The 18,289-nt window shown below is 68.0% G+C and carries 22 protein-coding genes; 15 read left to right on the top strand and 7 right to left on the bottom strand.

The annotated features are described in order from the left end of the window. Position 1: 1 nt before the first annotated feature. Positions 2–424, bottom strand: a complete 423-nt coding sequence (locus HNP47_RS10050; RefSeq protein ID WP_260394780.1) for a TA system VapC family ribonuclease toxin — start codon at positions 422–424, stop codon at positions 2–4. Positions 425–432: 8 nt separating this feature from the next. Then, positions 433–666, bottom strand: a complete 234-nt coding sequence (locus HNP47_RS10045; protein ID WP_184279439.1) for a CopG family transcriptional regulator — start codon at positions 664–666, stop codon at positions 433–435. Between the two features lie 141 nt (positions 667–807). Between HNP47_RS10045 and tolB the strand changes: the two genes are divergently transcribed. From tolB to HNP47_RS09990, 11 genes are all read left to right on the top strand, one after another. Continuing rightward, positions 808–2,172 (top strand): Tol-Pal system beta propeller repeat protein TolB, encoded by a 1,365-nt coding sequence (gene tolB / locus HNP47_RS10040; RefSeq protein WP_184279438.1) that lies wholly within the window; start codon positions 808–810, stop codon positions 2,170–2,172. A gap of 140 nt (positions 2,173–2,312) precedes the next feature. After that, complete coding sequence (pal, locus tag HNP47_RS10035) at positions 2,313–2,876, top strand: peptidoglycan-associated lipoprotein Pal (protein WP_055753951.1); 564 nt, start codon at positions 2,313–2,315, stop codon at positions 2,874–2,876. Between the two features lie 127 nt (positions 2,877–3,003). Beyond that, positions 3,004–4,146 (top strand): DUF3667 domain-containing protein, encoded by a 1,143-nt coding sequence (locus tag HNP47_RS10030; protein ID WP_184279437.1) that lies wholly within the window; start codon positions 3,004–3,006, stop codon positions 4,144–4,146. A 41-nt stretch (positions 4,147–4,187) separates the two neighbouring features. Beyond that, the gene (locus HNP47_RS10025; RefSeq protein ID WP_184279436.1) at positions 4,188–5,033 is read left to right on the top strand and encodes a tol-pal system protein; all 846 of its coding nucleotides are present in this window, start codon (positions 4,188–4,190) and stop codon (positions 5,031–5,033) included. Beyond that, a complete protein-coding gene (tilS, locus tag HNP47_RS10020; RefSeq protein ID WP_311770067.1) occupies positions 4,931–6,268 on the top strand; it encodes a tRNA lysidine(34) synthetase TilS in 1,338 nt (445 codons plus the stop codon). Before HNP47_RS10025 ends, tilS begins: the two co-directional genes overlap by 103 nt. A gap of 86 nt (positions 6,269–6,354) precedes the next feature. Then, positions 6,355–8,310, top strand: a complete 1,956-nt coding sequence (gene ftsH, locus HNP47_RS10015; RefSeq protein ID WP_055753954.1) for an ATP-dependent zinc metalloprotease FtsH — start codon at positions 6,355–6,357, stop codon at positions 8,308–8,310. 93 nt (positions 8,311–8,403) lie between these two features. Continuing rightward, positions 8,404–9,234 (top strand): dihydropteroate synthase, encoded by an 831-nt coding sequence (folP, locus tag HNP47_RS10010; RefSeq protein WP_184279435.1) that lies wholly within the window; start codon positions 8,404–8,406, stop codon positions 9,232–9,234. A 63-nt stretch (positions 9,235–9,297) separates the two neighbouring features. Then, entirely contained in the window at positions 9,298–9,654 is a 357-nt protein-coding gene (locus HNP47_RS10005; RefSeq protein ID WP_184279434.1) for a DMT family protein, read from the top strand. A gap of 42 nt (positions 9,655–9,696) precedes the next feature. Then, positions 9,697–10,041 (top strand): multidrug efflux SMR transporter, encoded by a 345-nt coding sequence (locus tag HNP47_RS10000; RefSeq protein WP_184279433.1) that lies wholly within the window; start codon positions 9,697–9,699, stop codon positions 10,039–10,041. Beyond that, complete coding sequence (thiD, locus tag HNP47_RS09995) at positions 10,038–10,838, top strand: bifunctional hydroxymethylpyrimidine kinase/phosphomethylpyrimidine kinase (protein ID WP_184279432.1); 801 nt, start codon at positions 10,038–10,040, stop codon at positions 10,836–10,838. Before HNP47_RS10000 ends, thiD begins: the two co-directional genes overlap by 4 nt. After that, a complete protein-coding gene (locus HNP47_RS09990) occupies positions 10,835–11,410 on the top strand; it encodes a nucleotidyltransferase family protein (RefSeq protein WP_184279431.1) in 576 nt (191 codons plus the stop codon). The genes thiD and HNP47_RS09990 overlap by 4 nt, the downstream gene beginning before the upstream one ends. Here the strand turns inward: HNP47_RS09990 and HNP47_RS09985 are convergent. Beyond that, positions 11,407–11,796 carry a DUF983 domain-containing protein gene (locus HNP47_RS09985; RefSeq protein ID WP_184279430.1) on the bottom strand — a complete coding sequence of 130 codons (390 nt, stop codon included), beginning with the start codon at positions 11,794–11,796 and terminating at the stop codon, positions 11,407–11,409. The two genes, HNP47_RS09990 and HNP47_RS09985, sit on opposite strands and share 4 nt — an antisense overlap. 123 nt (positions 11,797–11,919) lie before the next feature. Between HNP47_RS09985 and HNP47_RS09980 the strand changes: the two genes are divergently transcribed. Further along, positions 11,920–14,769, top strand: a complete 2,850-nt coding sequence (locus HNP47_RS09980) for a lipopolysaccharide assembly protein LapB (RefSeq protein ID WP_184279429.1) — start codon at positions 11,920–11,922, stop codon at positions 14,767–14,769. Positions 14,770–14,847: 78 nt separating this feature from the next. On the opposite strand, the gene HNP47_RS09975 is transcribed toward HNP47_RS09980, so the two are convergent. The 3 genes from HNP47_RS09975 to HNP47_RS09965 form a co-directional block, all read right to left on the bottom strand. After that, positions 14,848–15,126: an HU family DNA-binding protein gene (locus HNP47_RS09975; protein WP_017506838.1), complete on the bottom strand. Its 279-nt coding sequence runs from the start codon at positions 15,124–15,126 to the stop codon at positions 14,848–14,850. 114 nt (positions 15,127–15,240) lie between these two features. Then, positions 15,241–16,053 carry a flagellar type III secretion system pore protein FliP gene (fliP, locus tag HNP47_RS09970; RefSeq protein ID WP_039244769.1) on the bottom strand — a complete coding sequence of 271 codons (813 nt, stop codon included), beginning with the start codon at positions 16,051–16,053 and terminating at the stop codon, positions 15,241–15,243. Then, on the bottom strand, positions 16,050–16,340 hold the full coding sequence (locus HNP47_RS09965; protein WP_153923046.1) for a flagellar biosynthetic protein FliO: 291 nt from the start codon (positions 16,338–16,340) through the stop codon (positions 16,050–16,052). The genes fliP and HNP47_RS09965 overlap by 4 nt, the downstream gene beginning before the upstream one ends. 145 nt (positions 16,341–16,485) lie before the next feature. On the opposite strand from HNP47_RS09965, the gene flgB reads away from it, so the two are divergent. The 3 genes from flgB to HNP47_RS09950 are packed head-to-tail and all read left to right on the top strand — an operon-like array spanning position 16,486 to position 17,649. Then, positions 16,486–16,890 carry a flagellar basal body rod protein FlgB gene (gene flgB / locus HNP47_RS09960; RefSeq protein ID WP_017506835.1) on the top strand — a complete coding sequence of 135 codons (405 nt, stop codon included), beginning with the start codon at positions 16,486–16,488 and terminating at the stop codon, positions 16,888–16,890. A 26-nt stretch (positions 16,891–16,916) separates the two neighbouring features. Then, the gene (gene flgC / locus HNP47_RS09955; protein WP_369796239.1) at positions 16,917–17,336 is read left to right on the top strand and encodes a flagellar basal body rod protein FlgC; all 420 of its coding nucleotides are present in this window, start codon (positions 16,917–16,919) and stop codon (positions 17,334–17,336) included. A gap of 10 nt (positions 17,337–17,346) precedes the next feature. After that, a complete protein-coding gene (locus tag HNP47_RS09950) occupies positions 17,347–17,649 on the top strand; it encodes a flagellar hook-basal body complex protein FliE (protein WP_045809720.1) in 303 nt (100 codons plus the stop codon). 7 nt (positions 17,650–17,656) lie between these two features. On the opposite strand, the gene HNP47_RS09945 is transcribed toward HNP47_RS09950, so the two are convergent. Continuing rightward, positions 17,657–18,193 carry a polysaccharide biosynthesis/export family protein gene (locus tag HNP47_RS09945; protein ID WP_184279428.1) on the bottom strand — a complete coding sequence of 179 codons (537 nt, stop codon included), beginning with the start codon at positions 18,191–18,193 and terminating at the stop codon, positions 17,657–17,659. Between the last annotated feature and the right edge of the window lie 96 nt (positions 18,194–18,289).

The raw sequence follows: 18,289 nt of genomic DNA, 5'->3' as shown, positions 1-18,289 counted from the left end.
GTCAGGCCGTTATGAGATGCAGGGCAGCCTTGCCGCCCTTCACCGCGTCGGGCGCCAGTCGTCGGTCGAACGTGGCCAGCCGCCCGCCGTTCGAGACGGCTAAGGCCAGCAGATAGGTATCCGTCAACTGGCCCGAGGTGAGCAGGCGATTCTGCGCGATCAAACGGTCGCCCAGCAGACTGATGTCGTCGGGCCAGAACGCATGGCCGGGTTGGCTCAGCAAGGAATGAAGCGCGGGCAACACCTGCGCAGGCGCGCCCGGCGAGTTCGGATATTTCGGATTGCTGAGGATTCGAAGCGCGCCGTTTTCGGTCAGCGGGCAGGTCGCCCAACCAGCCTGATGCTCATTTGCGAACCAGGCGTGGGCGGTGAGATGCTCGGTATGGGCTGGATCGATCAATGCGATCAGGACGCTGACGTCCAAAAGCGCGATCAAGGCAGCTCATCGCGCAGAGCGTTGATCTGTTCGGTCGTCACCACAGCGCCCTTGCGGTGCGGCAGGAGGCGAATGCCGTTACGAAATTCGGGCGACGTGTCCGGCTTGGCCTGCGCGATCGAGCGGCGCGCAAGATCGGAAATGACTTCGCCCACAGAGGTTCGGGTCTGAACCGCGATGGCCCGTGCGGCGTTTAGCACGTCGTCGTCGATGGCGAGTGTAGTGCGCATGGCTTAAAGATAATGCATCACGCATCACGCATCAATGATCGCTCCCGTCCCGAATGTCGCCCCATTCCCCGTGAAGCTGGCGAAAGTCGAACGGCCCGGCGATAAGGGGCGGCGATCCTTCGAGACTTATGGGAGCATCTGATGCGTCTGAACCTTCTTCTGGCCTCCGTGGCGGCTGTCGCAATGGCGGCGCCCCTGACCACCGCCGCCCAGACGCCTCAACAAACGCAGCCGGTCGAGGTCGAGATCGATCAGGGCGTGCTGCGCCCGCTTCAGATCGCGGTCGTGCCGTTCGCCGGGACGCACGGATCGGACATCTCCAATGTCGTCAGCGCCAATCTGAAGCGGTCGGGCTTCTTCGAGCCGCTGAACCCGTCCAGCTTCATCGAGACCGGCCTGACCTTGGCCAATGCGCCCAACTTCCCGCAGTGGACCCAGATCGGCGCGCAGGCGGTGCTGTACGGCGGGGTGACGACGCGCGGCGACGGGCGACTGGACGTCGGCTTCCGCCTGTATGATCCCTACCGCCAGTGCCAGCTAGTCAGCTATCAGTTCACCGCGACCCAGGAGCAATGGCGCCGGATCGCGCACAAGATCTCCGACGTCATCTATCAGCGCATGACCGGCGAGGCCGGCTTCTTCGACTCTCGCGTGATCTTCGTGTCCGAGGAGGGCACGCAGCTGAACCGGATCAACCGCCTGACCATCGCCGATCAGGACGGGTTCAACCCGACCTATCTGACGCAGGGTGACGAGGTGATCATGTCGCCGCGCTTCTCGCTGTCGCAGCCGGACGAGATCACCTATGTGGCGCTGGGCAAGGATTACAGCCGCATCTACCTGTATAATCTGACGACTGGCCGGCGCGAGAGCCTGGGCGAGTTCGACGGTCAGGTGCTGGCGCCGCGCTTCTCCAACGACGGCAACAAGATCGCGTTTTCGATCATCCGGGGCGGCAATACCGATGTCTATGTGATGGACCTGCGCAGCCGCCAGATCACGCGCCTGACCAGCGACCCGGGCATCGACACCTCGCCGTCGTTCAGTCCGGACGGCAGCCAGATCGTCTTCACCTCGGACCGTTCGGGTTCGGCGCGGCTGTATGTCATGCGGTCGGACGGATCGGGCCAGCGGCCGATCTCGCGCGGCGGCGGCATCTATACCGCCCCGTCGTGGAGCCCGACCGGCAATCTGATCGCCTTCACCAAACAGGGCGGCGGCCGGTTCTCGACCGGGGTGATGAACGCCGACGGTTCGGGCGAGCGCATCCTGTCGTCCAGCTATTTCGAGGAAGGCCCGAACTGGGCGCCGAACGGCCGATACGTAATGTTCGCGCGCCAGACGCCGGGCGGCGACACGCGTCTGTGGACCGTCGACCTGTCGGGGCGCGTGGTGTCGCAGGCGGGCTATAACGGACGCGGGACCGACCCGGCCTGGTCGCCGCTGCTGGACCGTGGCCCGAGCAATCTGGGCGTGAACCAGGGCGCCGACAGCTGCCCCGCTTAAACACCGCACCGACACCGTCGGAGCCTTAAAGCTCAACTGTGCGTTATCGCCTCTAGCGTCGAAGAATCGGCCGAGGCAGACAGTAAAGCCAAGCTTGAGGCCCGCCCCTTGCCAGAAACGATACGTCAGGAGACGACCCCATGAAGACTTCCCGCATTCTCAAACTGGCGATGGTCGGCTGCGCCGTCGCCGCCATGGCCGCCTGCACCCGAAAGCCCCCGGTCGAGACCGGCGTGCCCGGTCCAAACGACGGCACGACGCAACCGACGGGTCCGGCCTATCCGACCGCGCCGACCGGGCCGGTGACCGGCGGAAACATGGGTTCGGCCGCGCCGGGCACCGAACAGGACTTCGTCGTCAACGTCGGCGATCGCATTTACTTCGACCTGGACTCCTATGAGGTCCGGCCCGAGGCCATGCCGCGTCTGGACGCCCAGGCCCAGTGGCTGCAACGCTATCCGTCGGTGACGATCCGCATCGAAGGCAACGCCGACGAACGCGGCACGCGCGAATACAATCTGGCGCTGGGCGCCCGCCGTGCGGAATCGGTGCGCACCTATCTGATCAACCGGGGCATTCCGGCCGGCCGGATCGACACCATCAGCTTCGGCAAGGAGCGGCCGATCGCGGAAGGCTCGAACGAGGACGCCTTCGCCCGCAACCGCAACGCCCACACCGCCATCGTGTCGGGCGCGCCGCGCTAGTCGGCGAAAGACGACTGATCTGAAGGGAGGCGCCGACCGCAGGGTCGGCGCCTCTTTTCGTTTCCGCGCTTGTCCTGACGCCGGGCCGGCGGCAGATACGTCGTCACAGGGATCGGGGGATCAGCGAATGGATATCGAAGGGGCGGGCGCCGTCGTCACGGCCGGACTGGCCGCAGGCGCGATCGAAAAGCCGACGGGCAAGGCCGGCGAGGCCCACGCCCATGGCGTCTGTTCCGACTGCGGGGCCGAAACGAGCGGCAACTTCTGCGCAAACTGCGGCCAGCCGACCCATGTTCATCGCAGCCTGCTGCACCTGGGTGAAGAGCTGCTGCACGGGGTCATGCATTTCGACGCCCGGATTTGGCGCACCCTGCCGCTGCTGTGGCTGAACCCCGGAAAGCTGACGCGCGAGTGGGTCGAGGGCAAGCGCACGCGCTACGTTTCGCCGCTGGCGATCTTCCTGTTCACCCTGTTCGTGATGTTCTTCGCGCTCAGCTTCATGCCGCATCCGGAATCCAAGACTGGCGACGCGGCGGAGATGAGCGAACGGATCGCGTCCCAGCGCGTCGGCCTGGCTGAGGCTGAGAAGGCCCTGGTCCAGATGCGGGCCGAAAGCGGCGCCCAGCCGGACCCGACGATGCAGATGGCGATCAACGCCGGACAGAAGCTGGTCGACGACCGCCGCGCGGCCCTGGCCCGGCTGGAGATCGAGCAGCGCGACGGCCGCGCCGACGGCCTGAAGCCCGGCAGCTGGCAGGCCGGCATCAAGGATATGGCGACCGGCGAGGGCGGCGAGACCAAGCTGAAGGTCATGGGCAAGGACGCCGAGAAGGACGGCCACGGCATCGGCGCCACGGTGTTGAAGAAGCTGCAGAACCCGGACCTGGCGCTCTATAAGTTCCAGCAGACGATGTACAAGTTCGCCTTCCTGTTGGTGCCCTTGTCCATCCCGTTCGTGGCCCTGCTGTTCCTGTGGAAGCGCGGCTTCACCCTGTACGACCACGGGGTGTTCGTTCTGTATTCGCTGACCTTCATGGCCATGCTGCTGATGCTGATGGTGCTGTCGGCGACGATCGCCGGGTGGCTGGGCGCCATCGTCATTCCGCTGGGGCTGCTGGCCGTGCCCGTGCATGTGTTCGCCCAGATGAAGGGCGCCTATTCGCTGTCGTGGTTCTCGGCGCTGTGGCGGACGATCGCGCTGTTGGTGTTCTGCAACATCGTGATCGGCCTGTTCGTCACGGCTATCATCTATCTGGGTCTGGGGCACTAGCTCGGCCTTGCGGCGGCCCCAAATCGGTGAAAGCTAGACGCATGACCAAGCTCTCGATCTCTCGCGTTCATCTCCTCGCCGCCGCCGCCCTTGGCGTCCTACTGATCGGGGGCGGCGCGGTCGCCAAGCAGGCCCAGCCCAACATCATGGAGCGGACCCAGTGGGACAATCGCCGCCTGGACCAGCTGGATCGCAATGTGCGGCGGCTCGAGCGCGCCCTGACCCAGAGAAACGCCGCCGGCCAGCCTGTGCTGGTCGAGCCGGACCCCGAGGTGGTGACGCTTCAGGGGCAGTTCGCCCTGATGGACCGACGCCTGGGCGACCTGGAGGCCACGGTGCGCCGGATCAACGGCGACAACGAGCGGCTGACCTTCCAGCTGGACGAGGCCACGCGCGAGAACGAGACGCTGAAGACGCGTCTGGCGGACGCCGAGGGCCGGTTGCAGAAGCTGGAGACCCAGGCCGAACTGAATGCGCCGATCGAGGCGACTTCGCCCACCGGCGATGCGACGCGCGACCTGGCGGCGGCGGTGGCTCTGTTGGCGACCGACAAGCCGCGCGGCGAGCGGGCGCTGGAAACGGTGATCGCGGCCTGGCCCGATACGCCGCAGTCGCGCGAGGCCAACTCGCGCCTAGGCGACCTGCGGGTCGCGGCGAACGACAAGGCGGGGGCGGTGCCCTATTACGCCGCCGCGCTGAAGGACTGGCCGCGCATCGGCTGGGCGGCGGATACGACGCTGAAACTGGCCGACGCCCTGTTCGCGACGCAAAGGAAGCCGCAAGGGTGCGCGGCCCTGGCGGAGTTCACGCGCCGCTATGCGCCTGCCGCTTCGGATCCGCAAAAGGCGCGGGCGGCCCAGTTGAAGACGACGGGTTCCTGCGCCTGACGTCTGATCCGGATCTCAGAGCGCGAGCGTTCGCGCGGCTGGATGCGCGACTGACGCGGGATACGGGCCGGCCGCTGGCGCTGGCCCTGTCGGGGGGCGGAGACTCCATCGCCCTGTTGCGGCTGACGACGGACTGGGCGCGGACGCGGGGACGTTCGGTGCTGGCCCTGACCGTCGATCATCGGCTGAATGCGGACAGCGGCCGCTGGACCGACTTTGCGGCCGGGGCGGCGCGGAACGCCGGAGCCGACTGGCGCGGGTTGAGTTGGGACGGGGACAAGCCCGCGACCGGGCTGACGGCGGCGGCGCGGGCGGCGCGGCATGGGCTGATCGCCGATGCGGCGCGCGCGGCGGGGGCGTCGGTCGTCCTGTTCGCCCACACCGCCGACGACATCGCCGAGGCCGATCTGATGCGCAGCGAAGGCTCGACCCTGGGGCGGGTGCGCGAATGGTCGCCGTCGCCGGCCTGGCCCGAGGGTCGAGGCGTGATGCTGTTGCGGCCGCTGCTGGGCGAGCGGCGGGCGGGGTTGCGGGACTGGCTGGCGGGGCAGGGGGGCGACTGGATCGAGGACCCCGCCAACGCCGATCCCCGTTTCGGCCGCAGCCGGGCGCGGCAGGCTCTGGCGGGCGCGACGCAGCAACCGGTCGATCAGGCGCCGACGAAAACCGGCGCGCCGCCGATCATCGAGGGCGAGGCCATGGCGCGTGTGGACCGCGACGTGGGCGCGCGCGCGCTGGCGGCCGCCCTGGTCTGCGTCGGCGGCGGATCGACGCCGCCTCGGGGTGCGCGGTTGGAAGCCCTGATGACGCGGCTGAAGGCGGGAGAGGATTTCGCGGCGACCCTGTGCGGGGCGCGGATCGAGGCTGTCGGCGCGGCGGTGCGGCTGATGCGCGAGGCCGGCGAGCTGCGCAGACGAGACATTTCGCCGCTGGCGCTGACGCCCGGCGTCGAGGCGGTTTGGGACGGGCGGTTCGTCTTCTGCGCCGATTGTCCCGGCTGGTCTGTGGTTCCGGCGCGGGGGCGGTTGGCCAGCCTGTCGGACGCCGACAGGGCCGAGATCAATCGGCTGCCGGCGGCGACGCGCGGGGCCTGGCCTGTGTTGATCAGGGACGACGCGGTGGCCCCGGTTCTTGCAGGCGAAGGGGTCGAACGGCGCGGCCTTGTCGCGGAACGGCTCAGGCTGGCGCTGGACGAAACGACGCACGAAGACGACCTGATTTCCGCCACCCGATAGCGTAACGCTGATTAAGCCCCTATTTTCCCAGACAGACACATCCAGACCGTCGATCCCACCCGGGTCGCGGACGACCGAGGACCTCAATGAACCTGCGTAATCTGGCGATCACCGGCGTGATCATTCTGGCGTTGCTGGCGGGCTATGCGGCGCTGTCGCAGGGCGGCGCCATGAACGGCGTGACGGGCCAGCCGGCCGGCAAGCCCGAGGCCATCAGCTATTCCCAGCTGGTGCAGCGCGTGAACGCGGGCGAGGTCAAACAGGTAACCATCCGCCTAGACAAGGTGAACGGCGAGCTGAAGAACGGCGAACGCTTCACTTCCACCACCGTCTATCCGAACGAACAGCTGGTGGCTCAGATGCTGGCCGCCAACGTCGAGATCGACGCCAAGTCGGGCGGCCAGTCGATCTGGATGAGCCTGCTCCTGGGCATTCTGCCGATCGCGCTGCTGATCGGGGTGTGGATCTTCTTCATGCGCCAGATGCAGGGCGGGGCGAAGGGCGCCATGGGCTTCGGCAAGTCCAAGGCCAAGCTGCTGACCGAGCATAAGGGTCGCAAGACCTTCGACGACGTCGCCGGCGTGGACGAGGCCAAGGACGAGCTGCAGGAGGTCGTCGACTTCCTGAAGGATCCGGGCAAGTTCCAGCGTCTGGGCGGCAAGATCCCCAAGGGCGCCCTGCTGGTCGGCCCTCCTGGCACCGGTAAGACGCTGCTGGCGCGCGCGGTGGCGGGCGAGGCGGGCGTGCCCTTCTTCTCGATCTCGGGTTCGGACTTCGTCGAGATGTTCGTCGGCGTCGGCGCCAGCCGCGTGCGCGACATGTTCGAACAGGCCAAGAAGAATGCGCCCTGCATCATCTTCATCGACGAGATCGACGCTGTCGGTCGTCACCGCGGCGCGGGTCTCGGCGGCGGCAACGACGAGCGCGAACAGACGCTGAACCAGCTGCTGGTCGAGATGGACGGCTTTGAGGCGTCCGAGAACATCATCCTGATCGCCGCGACCAACCGTCCCGACGTGCTGGACCCGGCGCTGCTGCGTCCCGGCCGTTTCGACCGCCAGGTGGTGGTGCCGAACCCCGATGTCTCGGGCCGCGAACGCATCCTGCGCGTCCACATGAAGGACGTGCCCCTGGCCGCCGACGTCAACGTCAAGACGATCGCGCGCGGCACGCCGGGCTTCTCGGGCGCCGACCTGGCCAATCTGGTCAACGAGGCGGCCCTGACGGCGGCGCGCAAGGACCGTCGCATGGTCACCCACCGCGACTTCGAAGACGCCAAGGACAAGGTGCTGATGGGCTCGGAACGTCGCTCCATGGCGATGAACGAGGAAGAAAAGCGTCTGACCGCCTATCACGAGGCCGGTCACGCCATCGTCGCCATGAACGTCAAGATGGCCGACCCGGTGCACAAGGCGACCATCGTCCCGCGCGGCCGGGCGCTGGGCATGGTGATGCAGTTGCCGGAAGGCGACCGCTATTCGATGAAGTATCAGCAGATGATCGACCGGATCGCCATCATGGCCGGCGGCCGCGTCGCCGAGGAGCTGATCTTCGGGCCGGAGAATATCACCTCGGGCGCCAGCTCGGATATCGAACAGGCGACCAAGCTGGCGCGCGCCATGGTCACCCGCTGGGGCTTCTCGGACAAGCTGGGCACGGTGGCCTACGGCGAAAACCAGGAAGAGGTCTTCTTGGGCCACTCGGTCGCCCGCAGCCAGAACATCTCCGAAGAGACGGCGCGCACCATCGATGAGGAAGTCCGTCGTCTGGTGACCTCGGGCTGGGACGAGGCGCGCACGATTCTGACCACCAAGGCCGAGGATCACGAGAAGCTGTCTCAGGCCCTGCTGGAGTACGAGACCCTGTCGGGTGAGGAGATCAAGGACCTGCTGGAGAAGGGCGTCGCGCCGAACCGCGACGAGAACAACTTCCCCAACGCCGGGCCTTCGGTCTCGGTGCCGGTGACGCCGGTGTCGGACGGCACGGACATCGAGGTCCCGGTCGCCGCGCCCGCTGCGACCAGCGTGCCGACGGTTCACTGAACCCAGGCCTGATCTGAAGATGGACCCGCCGGGAGAGCGATCTCCCGGCGGGTTTTTCGTTGCGCCGCGCGGACTTGGGGCTCAGATCGCACCATGATCACCGAGAATAGAAGTGCGTGTGAACTCCCGGAGGTGATGGGCATCGTCAATGTGACGCCCGACAGCTTCTCGGATGGGGGGCGGTGGGCCTCGACCGAAGGCGCGATCGATCAGGCCATGCGGCTGGTTGCGGACGGGGCCGATGTGCTGGACATCGGCGGCGAGAGCACGCGGCCGGGGGCCGAGCCGGTGGGGGAGGCCGAGGAGATCGCCCGGGTCGCGCCGGTCATCGCCGGCATCCGCGCGCGCTGGGGCGGGGCGATCAGCATCGATACGATGAAGCCCGCCGTCGCGCGCGCCGCCGTCGCGGCCGGGGCGACGATGTGGAACGACGTGACGGCGCTGAGCCATGCGCCCGAGAGTGCGGCGGTCGCGGCCGAGCTGGGGTGCGACGTGGTGCTGATGCACATGCAGGGCGAACCCCGCACGATGCAGGCGGATCCGCGCTATGACGACGTGGTGGGCGAAGTGCGGGATTATCTGCGCGGGCGGGCCGAGGCGGCGATGGCGGCGGGCGTGGCGCGCGACCGGATCTGGCTGGATCCCGGCATCGGCTTCGGCAAGACCCTGGCGCACAATCTGGCGCTGACGGCGCGGTTGGGCGCGCTGATCGATCTGGGCTTCCCGGTGCTGTACGCCGCCAGCCGCAAGCGCACGATCCAGGCCATCGATCCAACAGCGACCTTGGCGACGGACCGGCTGGGCGGGTCGCTGGCCTTGGCGCTGGAAGGCGCGCGGCGCGGGGCGCGGATGGTGCGGGTCCACGACGCGCGCGAGACGGTGCAGGCGCTGAAGGTTCAGGCGGCGGTGATGGCGGCGAACTGAACCCCGCGACGGACGGTCGCAGCCGGTGTAGAGGGCAGGTCTGCAACAGCCCTGATCTGCCTCATGCCCCTGACCGCCTATATCGCCCCCATTGTCATGCTGTGCCTGTCGAACGTCTTCATGACCTTCGCCTGGTACGGGCATCTGAAGTTCGATCACAAGCCGCTGTGGCTGCTGGTCATGGCCAGCTGGGGCATCGCCTTCTTCGAATACTGGCTGGCGGTGCCGGCCAACCGGATCGGCATCCAGGTCTATTCGCCGGCCGAGCTGAAGACGATGCAGGAGGTGATCACCCTGTTGGTCTTCGCCGGGTTTTCGGTCCTGCATCTGGGCGAGAAGCTGACGGTGAACCATCTGGTCGGCTTCGCCTTCATCGCGGTTGGGGCCTTCTTCATCTTCAAGGGGCCGCTGGGCGGCTGATCGCGGCTTGCTCCGGACCGCGGCCTGTTCCATCTGGTCGCCATGTCCTGGGTGATGTCGATCAATCCGTGGGCGACGCTGGTCGTCGCCGGTCTGCTGGAGGTTCTTTGGGCCTCGGGCCTCAAGAACGTGGGCGTCAGCCGGCCGTGGACGTCGCTGGGGGTGCTGGTCGCGCTGGCGGGCAGCATGATCCTGTTGTGGGTCGCCACGCAAAAGCTGCCGATCGGCACGGCCTATGCGGTCTGGACCGGCATCGGGGCGGTGGGCGCGGCGGTGGTCGGCATACTGATCTACGGCGAGCCAGCGACGGCGGTCAGGGCCGTTTGCATCCTGCTGATCGTGGCGGGCATAGTCGGGCTGAAACTGTTTTCGGGAGCGGCGGCATGAGCGCGCTTCATCAAGGTCGCGTCTTGATCCTGGCGGGGTCCGACAGCGGCGGCGGCGCGGGCATCCAGGCCGACATCAAGGCCGTGACGATGATGGGCGGGTTCGCCGCCACCGCCATCACGGCCATCACGGTGCAGAACACCCTGGGGGTCCACGGCGTCCATCCGCTGCCACTGGATCTGATCGCAGCACAGGCGCGGGCGGTGCTGGAGGACATCGGGACCGATGCGGTCAAGACCGGCATGCTGGGCTCGGTCGAGGTGGTCGAGACGGTCGCGGCCCTGCTGGACGAAGCCGATTCGCCGGCCGTGGTCGATCCGGTCATGGTGGCCAAGGGCGGCCATCCGCTGTTGCCCGATGCGGCGGTGGAGGCGGTTCGGACCCTGATGATCCCGCGCGCGGCCCTGCTGACGCCCAATGCGCCCGAGGCCGAGGCCCTGACCGGGTTCGCCGTGCACGATCTGGACGGCCAGAGGCGCGCGGGCGAAGCCCTGCTGGGCATGGGCGCGCGGGCGGTGCTGATGAAGGGCGGGCATGTGTCGGGGCCGACGGTGATCGACCTGCTGATGACCGCAGACGGCGAGACGGTGCTGGAGGCCGAGCGCGTCGACACCCGCCACACCCACGGCACCGGCTGCACCCTGGCCAGCGCCTGTGCGGCGGGGCTGGCGCTGGGGCGGCCGCTGGAGGTCGCTGTGGCCGAAGCCTGGGCCTATGTCGGCGAGGCGATCCGCCGCGCGCCCGGCCTGGGCGGCGGACACGGGCCGCTGGACCACGGCTGGCCGGTGCGGGGATGAGCGACCTGGAGGCGGAACTGGCCGCCACCGTGCGCGCCGACGCTGGCCTGATGCACGTCCTAACGACCGTGAGGGCGCTGGACCTGCCCGACTGGCGGCTGGTGTCAGGGGCGGTCTATCAGGCCGTGTGGAACGCCAGGACCGGGCGGCCGGCGGCCTATGGGGTCAAGGACTACGACCTGGCCTATTTCGACGGTTCGGACCTGTCCTACGAGGCCGAGGACGTCGTCATCAAACGCGTCGCCGCCGCCTTCGACGAACCGGTCCGCAGCCAGGTCGAGGTCCGCAACCAGGCGCGGGTGCACCTGTGGTTCCAGAACCGGTTCGGCGAACCCTATGCGCCGTTGCATTCGACGGATGAGGCGCTGGGGCGGTTCGTGGCGCCGACCTTTGCGGTCGGGGTGCGGCTGGAGGCGGACGACAGCCTCAGCATCGCCGCACCTTTCGGGCTGGACGACGTGTTCGCGATGACGATCCGGCCCAACCCGAACCGGCCGGTGGCCAGGGGCTGGACCAAGGCCGTCGACAGCGCGCGGGCGCGCTGGCCCGAGCTGACGGTGATCGAACCCTAGAAGGGCCCGTGCTTGCCGTTCGAGGAGAACTCGGGCGGGGCGGCCTTGTGGACATATTGTTCGGCGACCAGCCAGGCCTTGAAGGGGCGCAGGCAGCCCAGGCACAGGGCGACCAGGATCGGCAGGGTCACGACCAGATGCACCCAGATCGGCGGGTGGACGGTGAAGTCAAACACCATCAGCAGGATCATCCCCACCACCCCGACGGCCGTCATGACGAAGAAGGCCGGGCCGTCCGCCGGATCGGCGAAGGCGTAGCTGAGCCCGCACTCGGGACAGTCGGCCTGAAGCGTCAGATAGCCCTTGAACAGCGGTCCCTTGCCGCAGCGGGGGCAGCGACAGGCCAGGCCGGTCTTCAGGGTGCTGAGGCGCGGATAATCGGTCATGGAACGACTATGGGCGCTTAAATCGGCGCTGTCGCGTGGACCGGTTGTCCTAACGCCATCCCTCATCACGGTGAACGGCGGTTAACCGCGATTAAAGGCCTTGTGCGGCATGGGTCGGGAGATATGTCCGGGGCCTCGCCGACAAAGCGCATCCTGAAGACGACCGTGGCCGCCGCCACGGCCGGCGCCGTCGTGTTCGCGCCGATGGCGCCGCTGGCCCAGGAAGTCGGGCGCTCGCGAGATCCGCTGTCCATCAATATCGGCGCAAACGCCGAGTTCACGCGGGTCGAGTTCGGCGGCGTGATCGGGGTGCGCTCGCGCGTCAGCCGCGAGGGCGACAAGGTCGTCGTTCGGCTGGGGACCACCGCTGCGCCCGACGTCTCGCGACTGAAGGTCGATCCGCCGGCCGGGGTGAAGTCGGTCGAGACGCGGCCGAGCCGGGGCGCGGGCGGCACGGACCTGATCCTGACGCTGGAAGAGGGCGCGGATGCGCGCTCGGGCGTGGCGGACGGGGCGGTGTGGCTGAACCTCTATGCGCCCGGCAAGGCGCCGGAGGGCGGGGACGCGGCGAAGCCGCAGACGACCAAGGCCGTGGTGCCGGTGCGGGCCGAGACGGCCGGCGGCAAGACCGTCCTGACCTTCGACTGGGGCGCGCCGGTGGGGGCGGCCGTCTTCCGCCGGGGCGCTGCCGTGTGGGTCGTGTTCGACACGGCCGCGCGCATGGACATGAGCGGCGCCAAGGCGCTGGGGTCGGCCAAGAACGCCCAGTGGGCGGCGGGGCCGGGCTATACGGCCCTGAGGATCGCCGAACCCGAAGGGCTGGGCGTCTCGGCGCAGGGGCAGGGCGGGACCTGGACCGTGACCCTGGGCGGCTCAGACGGTGCGGCGGGCGGGGTCGAGGTTGGCCGGTCCGACGACGGCGCGCCGGTGCTGGTGGCGCAGATGGCCGGGGCGACCAAGGCGGTCTGGCTGACCGATCCGCTGGTCGGGGACCGGTTCGCGGCGGTGACGGCACTGGCGCCCGGCAAGGGTTACGCCGGCGGACGGCGCACGGTCGATCTGAGCCTGATCCCGACCGCGCAGGGCCTGGCGGTCGAAACGTCGGCCGACGACCTGAAGATCGAGGCGGCGGGCGACCTGGTGACCCTGAGCCGGCCCAAGGGGCTGGCCTTGTCGTCGCCGACGGCCGGGCTGGAGACGGGCGACCACAATGCGGATGCGCCCAAGCGGGCGGCCTATCCGGCGCTGATCGACGAGGCCTGGGCCGCGACGGGCGAGGCGGGATTCTCGGACCGCTATCGCCGGCTGCAAGACGCAGCGGGGCTGGAGACGATCGCGGCGGCGGACAATCCGCGCGCGCCGATCGAGGCGCGGATGGCGCTGGCGCGGTTCCTGGTCGGGTCGGGCCTGAACTATGAGGCCATCGGGGTGCTGAACGCCCTGATCGCCAAGGCGCCCAATCTGCAAGGCGAGCCTGAGGTGCGGGGGCTGCGCGGCGTGGCGCGTGTCGGAGTCGGGCGGTTGGAAGAGGCACAGGTCGATTTCGCGGGCGCGGCCCTGGCCAACGATCCGGCGACCAAGGTCTGGCTGGGCTATATCGCCTCGGAGATGGGCGACTGGGAGGGGGCACGTCGCAACTTCGCCGCCGGCGCCCCGGCCATCGACAGCTTCCCCAAGGAATGGCGCGCGCGGTTCGGCGCGGCCCACGCCATGGCCGCGATTCAGTTGAATGATCTCGCCGCCGCCCAGCAGCTGTTGACCTATGTGTTCAGCCAGGATGCGCCGGCGGTCGATCAACTGACCGCGCGTCTGGTGCAGGCCCGGATGTTCGAGCTGAACGGCGACAAGAGCCGGGCGCTGGCGGTCTACAAGGCCGTGGCGCGCGCGCCGCTGGACGGAATCGCGACGCCGGCGAAACTGGGCGCCATCAGCCTGGAGCTGGACAAGGGCGCGATCACGCCGGATCAGGCGACGGCCCAGCTGGAACAGCTGAAATGGCGCTGGCGCGGGGATGCGACCGAGATGGCGGTCGTGCGCAAACTGTCAGGCATCTATCTGCAGCAGGGGCGATACCGCGAGGCGCTGGACGCCCTGCGCGGCGCGGGCAAGCGGATGGCGGGCGTGCCGGGCGCAGCCGAGGTGCAGGCGGATCAGGCGAACGCCTTCCGCGCCCTGTTCCTGGACGGGGCGGCGGACGGTTTGCAGCCGGTGCAGGCGCTGGCGCTGTTCTATGACTTCCGCGAACTGACCCCGATCGGGGCGGACGGCGACGAGATGGTGCGGCGTCTGTCGCGCCGGCTGATCGACGTGGACCTGCTGGATCAGGCCGCCGAACTGCTGAAGCACCAGGTGGACGAGCGCCTGGACGGGGTGGCCAAGGCCCAGGTCGCGACCAATCTAGCCACCGTCTATCTGATGGACCGCCAGCCGGAGAAGGCGTTGCAGGCCATCTGGGGCTCGCGCACCACACTGCTGCCCAATGCGATGAACAGCGAGCGCCGGGCGCTGGAGGCGCGCGCCCTGATGGATCTGGGCCGGTTCGACCATGCGCTGGAGGTGCTGGACCGGGATCAGTCGAACCCGGCGCGCGAGGTGCGGGCCGACATCTTCTGGAAGCAGCAGAAGTGGGGCGAGGCGGCGCCGATCTATGAGGCGCGGCTGGGCGATCGTTACAAGACCGCGACCACGCCGCTGACGCCGGCCGAGGAAAGCTGGCTGATCCGGGCGGGCGTCGGCTATTCGCTGGCCGGCGATCGGGCCGCGTTGCAGCGGCTGAGCGGGCGCTTTGGGCCGATGGTTCCCGGCGCGCGGTCGGCGGCGGCGCTGCGGGTCGCGCTGGACGACAATCTGTCGGGCGTGGCGGGGACGGGCGACTTCGCCAATCTGTCCAGCCAGGCCGACACCTTCGTCGGCTGGGTCAACAGCGCCAAACAGGCGTTCAGAAAAGAAGCTGACGCCAAGAGCGCCGCCTGAAATTGAAGCGGGCGGAGATCGCATCGCGCCCCCCGCCCGTCGAGCATTGCCGGTCCTGCATCGCAGGACCGAAAAGGCTTAGCCGTTGACGGCGTCCTTCAGCGGCTTGGAGACGCGGAAGCGCACGGCCTTGGAGGCGGCGATCTTGATGGTCGCGCCGGTAGCCGGGTTGCGGCCTTCGCGCTCAGCGCGGTCGGCGGTGTCGAAGACGCCCAGGTTCGAGATGCGGATGTCGCCGCCCGACTTCAGGGTCGAGTGGATGTTTTCGACGATCGCGGTCAGCACCTTGCCGGCGTCGGCCTGCGAAACACCAGCGTCCTTGGCGACGGCGGCGATCAGTTCGGCTTGAGTGGTCATAAGAAGCGTTTCCAGTGTTAGTCGCCCGATTCCGAGCGAGGACCGGGGGATCAACACGGATTTCCATACGCTTTGCAAGCGCCGATGACGCTTAAAGCCATATGGGGCGGGGGATTATCCGGTACCGGACGCCCGCTGGAAGCTCTCGACCAAGCTTCCAGCGACCAATCGCCAGCCGTCCACCAGCACGAAAAAGATCAACTTGAAGGGGAGGGAGACCACCACCGGAGGGAGCATCATCATGCCCATCGACATCAGCACGCTGGCCACCACCAGATCGATCACAAGGAACGGAACGAAAAGGAGAAATCCGATTTCGAAGGCCTTCTTCAGCTCGCTGATCATAAAGGCCGGGGTGACCACGCGCAGGGGCAGGTCCTGAACGTTCTGGGGCGGGTCGATCTTCGACAGCCGGGTGAACAGAGCGAGGTCCCCGCGGTCCACCTGGGCCAGCATGAAGGTTTTTACGGGTTCGGACGCCTGATCGAAGGCCTGGGGCAGTTCGATCTGCTGATCCATCAGCGGACGGATGCCCGAATCATAGGCGTCCTGCCAGGTCGGGGCCATGACGATGGCGCTCAGGAACAGCGACAGAGACACTAGGACGGCGTTCGGCGGCGACTGTTGCAGGCCCAGCGCCGTGCGCAGCAGCGACAGGACCACGATGATCCGCACGAAGCTGGTGGTCATGATGACGATCGACGGCGCCAAGGACAGGACGGTCATCAGACCGACAAGCTGGACCACGCGCTGGGTCAGACCGGCCCCAGTGCCCAGATCGATGTTCAGGGCCGAGCCGCTTTGCGCCGCCTGCTGAGCCAGGGCCGCGACAGGCCAGGCCAGGCAGACAAGAGTGGTGAACAGCGACAGCAGGGCCGCGCGTTTCAGCTCGGCGCCGGTCGGCTTGACGAAGACGGCGGGCTTCACTGGCCGCCTCCCATTTTGCCGATAGTGGGCTGACGCGGTTCGATCAGTTCACGGCCTTCGCCCAGCAGGATCAGCCGCTCCTCGTCATCGACGCGCACCAGAACGAGGCGACGGGCGGGGTCCAGCACCAGGGTCTCGACGACCTGAAGCCGGCGCTCGCCCCGCTCCGCATTCAGCCGGGCCAGGATTTGCGGCGCATAGCGGCGCGCAGCCCAGGCCGCGATCCCGATCAGGCCGAGGGTGAAGGCCAGGCCGAAGACCGCCCGGGCGAGATCGAGGAAATTCATGACGCTGCAAAGGCCCCGCGCAGTCCGCGCTTAGACCCTGAATGTTAACCACCACGGTTAACGACCCGTTGAGATAACCCCCTATTAACCATCCAGGCGGCATTTTCTGCCCATCGCGCGCATTCGCGTCGCACGGGAGACCGCCATGGGCGTCGCCGACATACCGCTGCTGGGGCAGATCAAGGGCCGACTGGGCTGGCTGGACGCCCGCCAGCGGGTCATCGCCGAGAACGTCGCCAACGCCGATACGCCGGGCTTCGTCGGGCGCGACCTGAAACAGCCGACCGACTTCGCCGCCGCCATGCGCTCGGGCGGCGGGCTGCAGATGGTGCGCACCAATGCAGCCCATATCGCGCCGGCCGGTTCGCCGGTCCGGTTCGCTCCGACCAAGGCGCCCGATTCGGAGACCACGCTGGACGGCAACTCGGTCGTCGTCGAAGAGCAGATGCTGAAGATGGCCGAGAGCCGCATGGCCTATGACGCCGCCATCGGCTTCTACCAGAAATCCATGTCCATGATCCGCATGGCCGCCAAGCGGCCGGGCGCCTGAGGCCGATGGCCGAGAAGGACTGACCCATGCCTGATCCCATCCCCCCTTCGAACAGCGCCATGGCGGTGGCGGCCTCGGCCCTGAAGGCGCAGCAGTCGCGCATGCGCGTGATCGCCGAGAACATCGCCAACGCCCAGTCGACGGCGCGCACGCCGGGCGGCGAGCCCTATCGCCGCCAGATCCCGGTCTTCCAGGCGCGCGAGGTCGATGGGGCGACCGGCGTTACCCTGGCCGAGGTCCGGCCCGACCAGGGCGACTTCAAGATGGACTATGACCCGTCGCACCCGGCCGCGAACGCGCAAGGCTATGTGATGCGGCCCAATGTCGACACCCTGGTCGAGGCGATGGACATGCGCGAGGCGCAGCGCGCCTATGAGGCCAATCTGAACGTCATCGAGACGGCGCGGTCGATGGACAGCCGCACCCTCGACATCATCAAACGCTGAGGGCTAGGCCATGAACCCGATGATGGCCGCCAAGGCCTATGCCGCCGTTCAGGGCGGCGCCATGCCGACCGCAGCCCAGGCGCCCGGCGTCGGGGACGGCGGCTTCGCCGACCTGGTCAAGAACGCCATGACCGACATGACCCAGCAGTCGCGCGCGGCCGAAACCCAGATGACCCGCTCAGTCCAGGGTCAGGGCAATCTGATCGATGTGGTCACGGCGCTGAGCTCGGCCGAGGCGTCCCTGGAAACGGTGATCTCGGTCCGCGATCAGGTGATTTCCGCCTATAAGGAAATCATGGCGATGCCGATCTGACAGCGGGTCAGAAGTAGCGTTCGCCGATCCGCAGGGTGTCGCCGGGCGAAACACGCGCATCGGCGGTCAGCGGCTGGGCCTCTTCGACCGGTGATCCGGCGCGACGCACGAAGACGCGGCGCGTGTTGGCGCGATAGGTGAAGCCTTGGGCCGTCGCCACGGCGTTCAGCACCGTCAGGTCCGGCAGATAGGGGTATTCTCCCGGCCGATTGACCTCGCCCAGGATGTAGATCGGCCGATAGGTCAGGACCTGGGCGGTGACGCGCGGCTGGTTCAGATAGCCCTGGCTCAAGGCTTGAGCGACGGCGTCCTGAAGCTGGGCGCCCGTCAGGCCGGCAGCCTGGACCTCGCCGATCAGGGGCAGGGCGATCCGGCCGTTGGCGTCGATCACGAACTCGCCGCTCAGCGCCGCCTCGCCGAAGACGTCGATGCGCACCTTGTCTGCGGAGGCGAGGCGATAGTCCGATACGGTCTGGGGCGTGAAGGCCGCGAGGCCCAGCGACAGGATCGCGACCAGCAGGCCGATGCCTCTTCTTGCCCTCATGTCGTCGCCCCCGATCGTTTCAGGTGCGAAGGCTAAACGCGTCGGTTGTTCCGGTCTAGGGGCGGTCCGACCGTCAAAATAATCGTCTCTCTGCTC

The sequence above is a fragment of the Brevundimonas vesicularis genome (assembly GCF_014204545.1).
In the GTDB taxonomy this organism is placed as follows: domain Bacteria; phylum Pseudomonadota; class Alphaproteobacteria; order Caulobacterales; family Caulobacteraceae; genus Brevundimonas; species Brevundimonas vesicularis_B.
Note: the sequence above shows the minus strand (reverse complement) of the source record. Positions and strands in the feature narration are given on the sequence as shown.

Coding starts and splice junctions, on each gene's coding strand:
- HNP47_RS10045 (WP_184279439.1), bottom strand. CDS start 666: ATGCGCACTACACTCGCCATCGACGACGACGTGCTAAACGCCGCACGG.
- tolB (WP_184279438.1), top strand. CDS start 808: ATGCGTCTGAACCTTCTTCTGGCCTCCGTGGCGGCTGTCGCAATGGCG.
- pal (WP_055753951.1), top strand. CDS start 2,313: ATGAAGACTTCCCGCATTCTCAAACTGGCGATGGTCGGCTGCGCCGTC.
- HNP47_RS10030 (WP_184279437.1), top strand. CDS start 3,004: ATGGATATCGAAGGGGCGGGCGCCGTCGTCACGGCCGGACTGGCCGCA.
- HNP47_RS10025 (WP_184279436.1), top strand. CDS start 4,188: ATGACCAAGCTCTCGATCTCTCGCGTTCATCTCCTCGCCGCCGCCGCC.
- ftsH (WP_055753954.1), top strand. CDS start 6,355: ATGAACCTGCGTAATCTGGCGATCACCGGCGTGATCATTCTGGCGTTG.
- folP (WP_184279435.1), top strand. CDS start 8,404: ATGATCACCGAGAATAGAAGTGCGTGTGAACTCCCGGAGGTGATGGGC.
- HNP47_RS10005 (WP_184279434.1), top strand. CDS start 9,298: ATGCCCCTGACCGCCTATATCGCCCCCATTGTCATGCTGTGCCTGTCG.
- HNP47_RS10000 (WP_184279433.1), top strand. CDS start 9,697: ATGTCCTGGGTGATGTCGATCAATCCGTGGGCGACGCTGGTCGTCGCC.
- thiD (WP_184279432.1), top strand. CDS start 10,038: ATGAGCGCGCTTCATCAAGGTCGCGTCTTGATCCTGGCGGGGTCCGAC.
- HNP47_RS09990 (WP_184279431.1), top strand. CDS start 10,835: ATGAGCGACCTGGAGGCGGAACTGGCCGCCACCGTGCGCGCCGACGCT.
- HNP47_RS09985 (WP_184279430.1), bottom strand. CDS start 11,796: ATGACCGATTATCCGCGCCTCAGCACCCTGAAGACCGGCCTGGCCTGT.
- HNP47_RS09980 (WP_184279429.1), top strand. CDS start 11,920: ATGTCCGGGGCCTCGCCGACAAAGCGCATCCTGAAGACGACCGTGGCC.
- HNP47_RS09975 (WP_017506838.1), bottom strand. CDS start 15,126: ATGACCACTCAAGCCGAACTGATCGCCGCCGTCGCCAAGGACGCTGGT.
- HNP47_RS09965 (WP_153923046.1), bottom strand. CDS start 16,340: ATGAATTTCCTCGATCTCGCCCGGGCGGTCTTCGGCCTGGCCTTCACC.
- flgB (WP_017506835.1), top strand. CDS start 16,486: ATGGGCGTCGCCGACATACCGCTGCTGGGGCAGATCAAGGGCCGACTG.
- flgC (WP_369796239.1), top strand. CDS start 16,917: ATGCCTGATCCCATCCCCCCTTCGAACAGCGCCATGGCGGTGGCGGCC.
- HNP47_RS09950 (WP_045809720.1), top strand. CDS start 17,347: ATGAACCCGATGATGGCCGCCAAGGCCTATGCCGCCGTTCAGGGCGGC.
- HNP47_RS09945 (WP_184279428.1), bottom strand. CDS start 18,193: ATGAGGGCAAGAAGAGGCATCGGCCTGCTGGTCGCGATCCTGTCGCTG.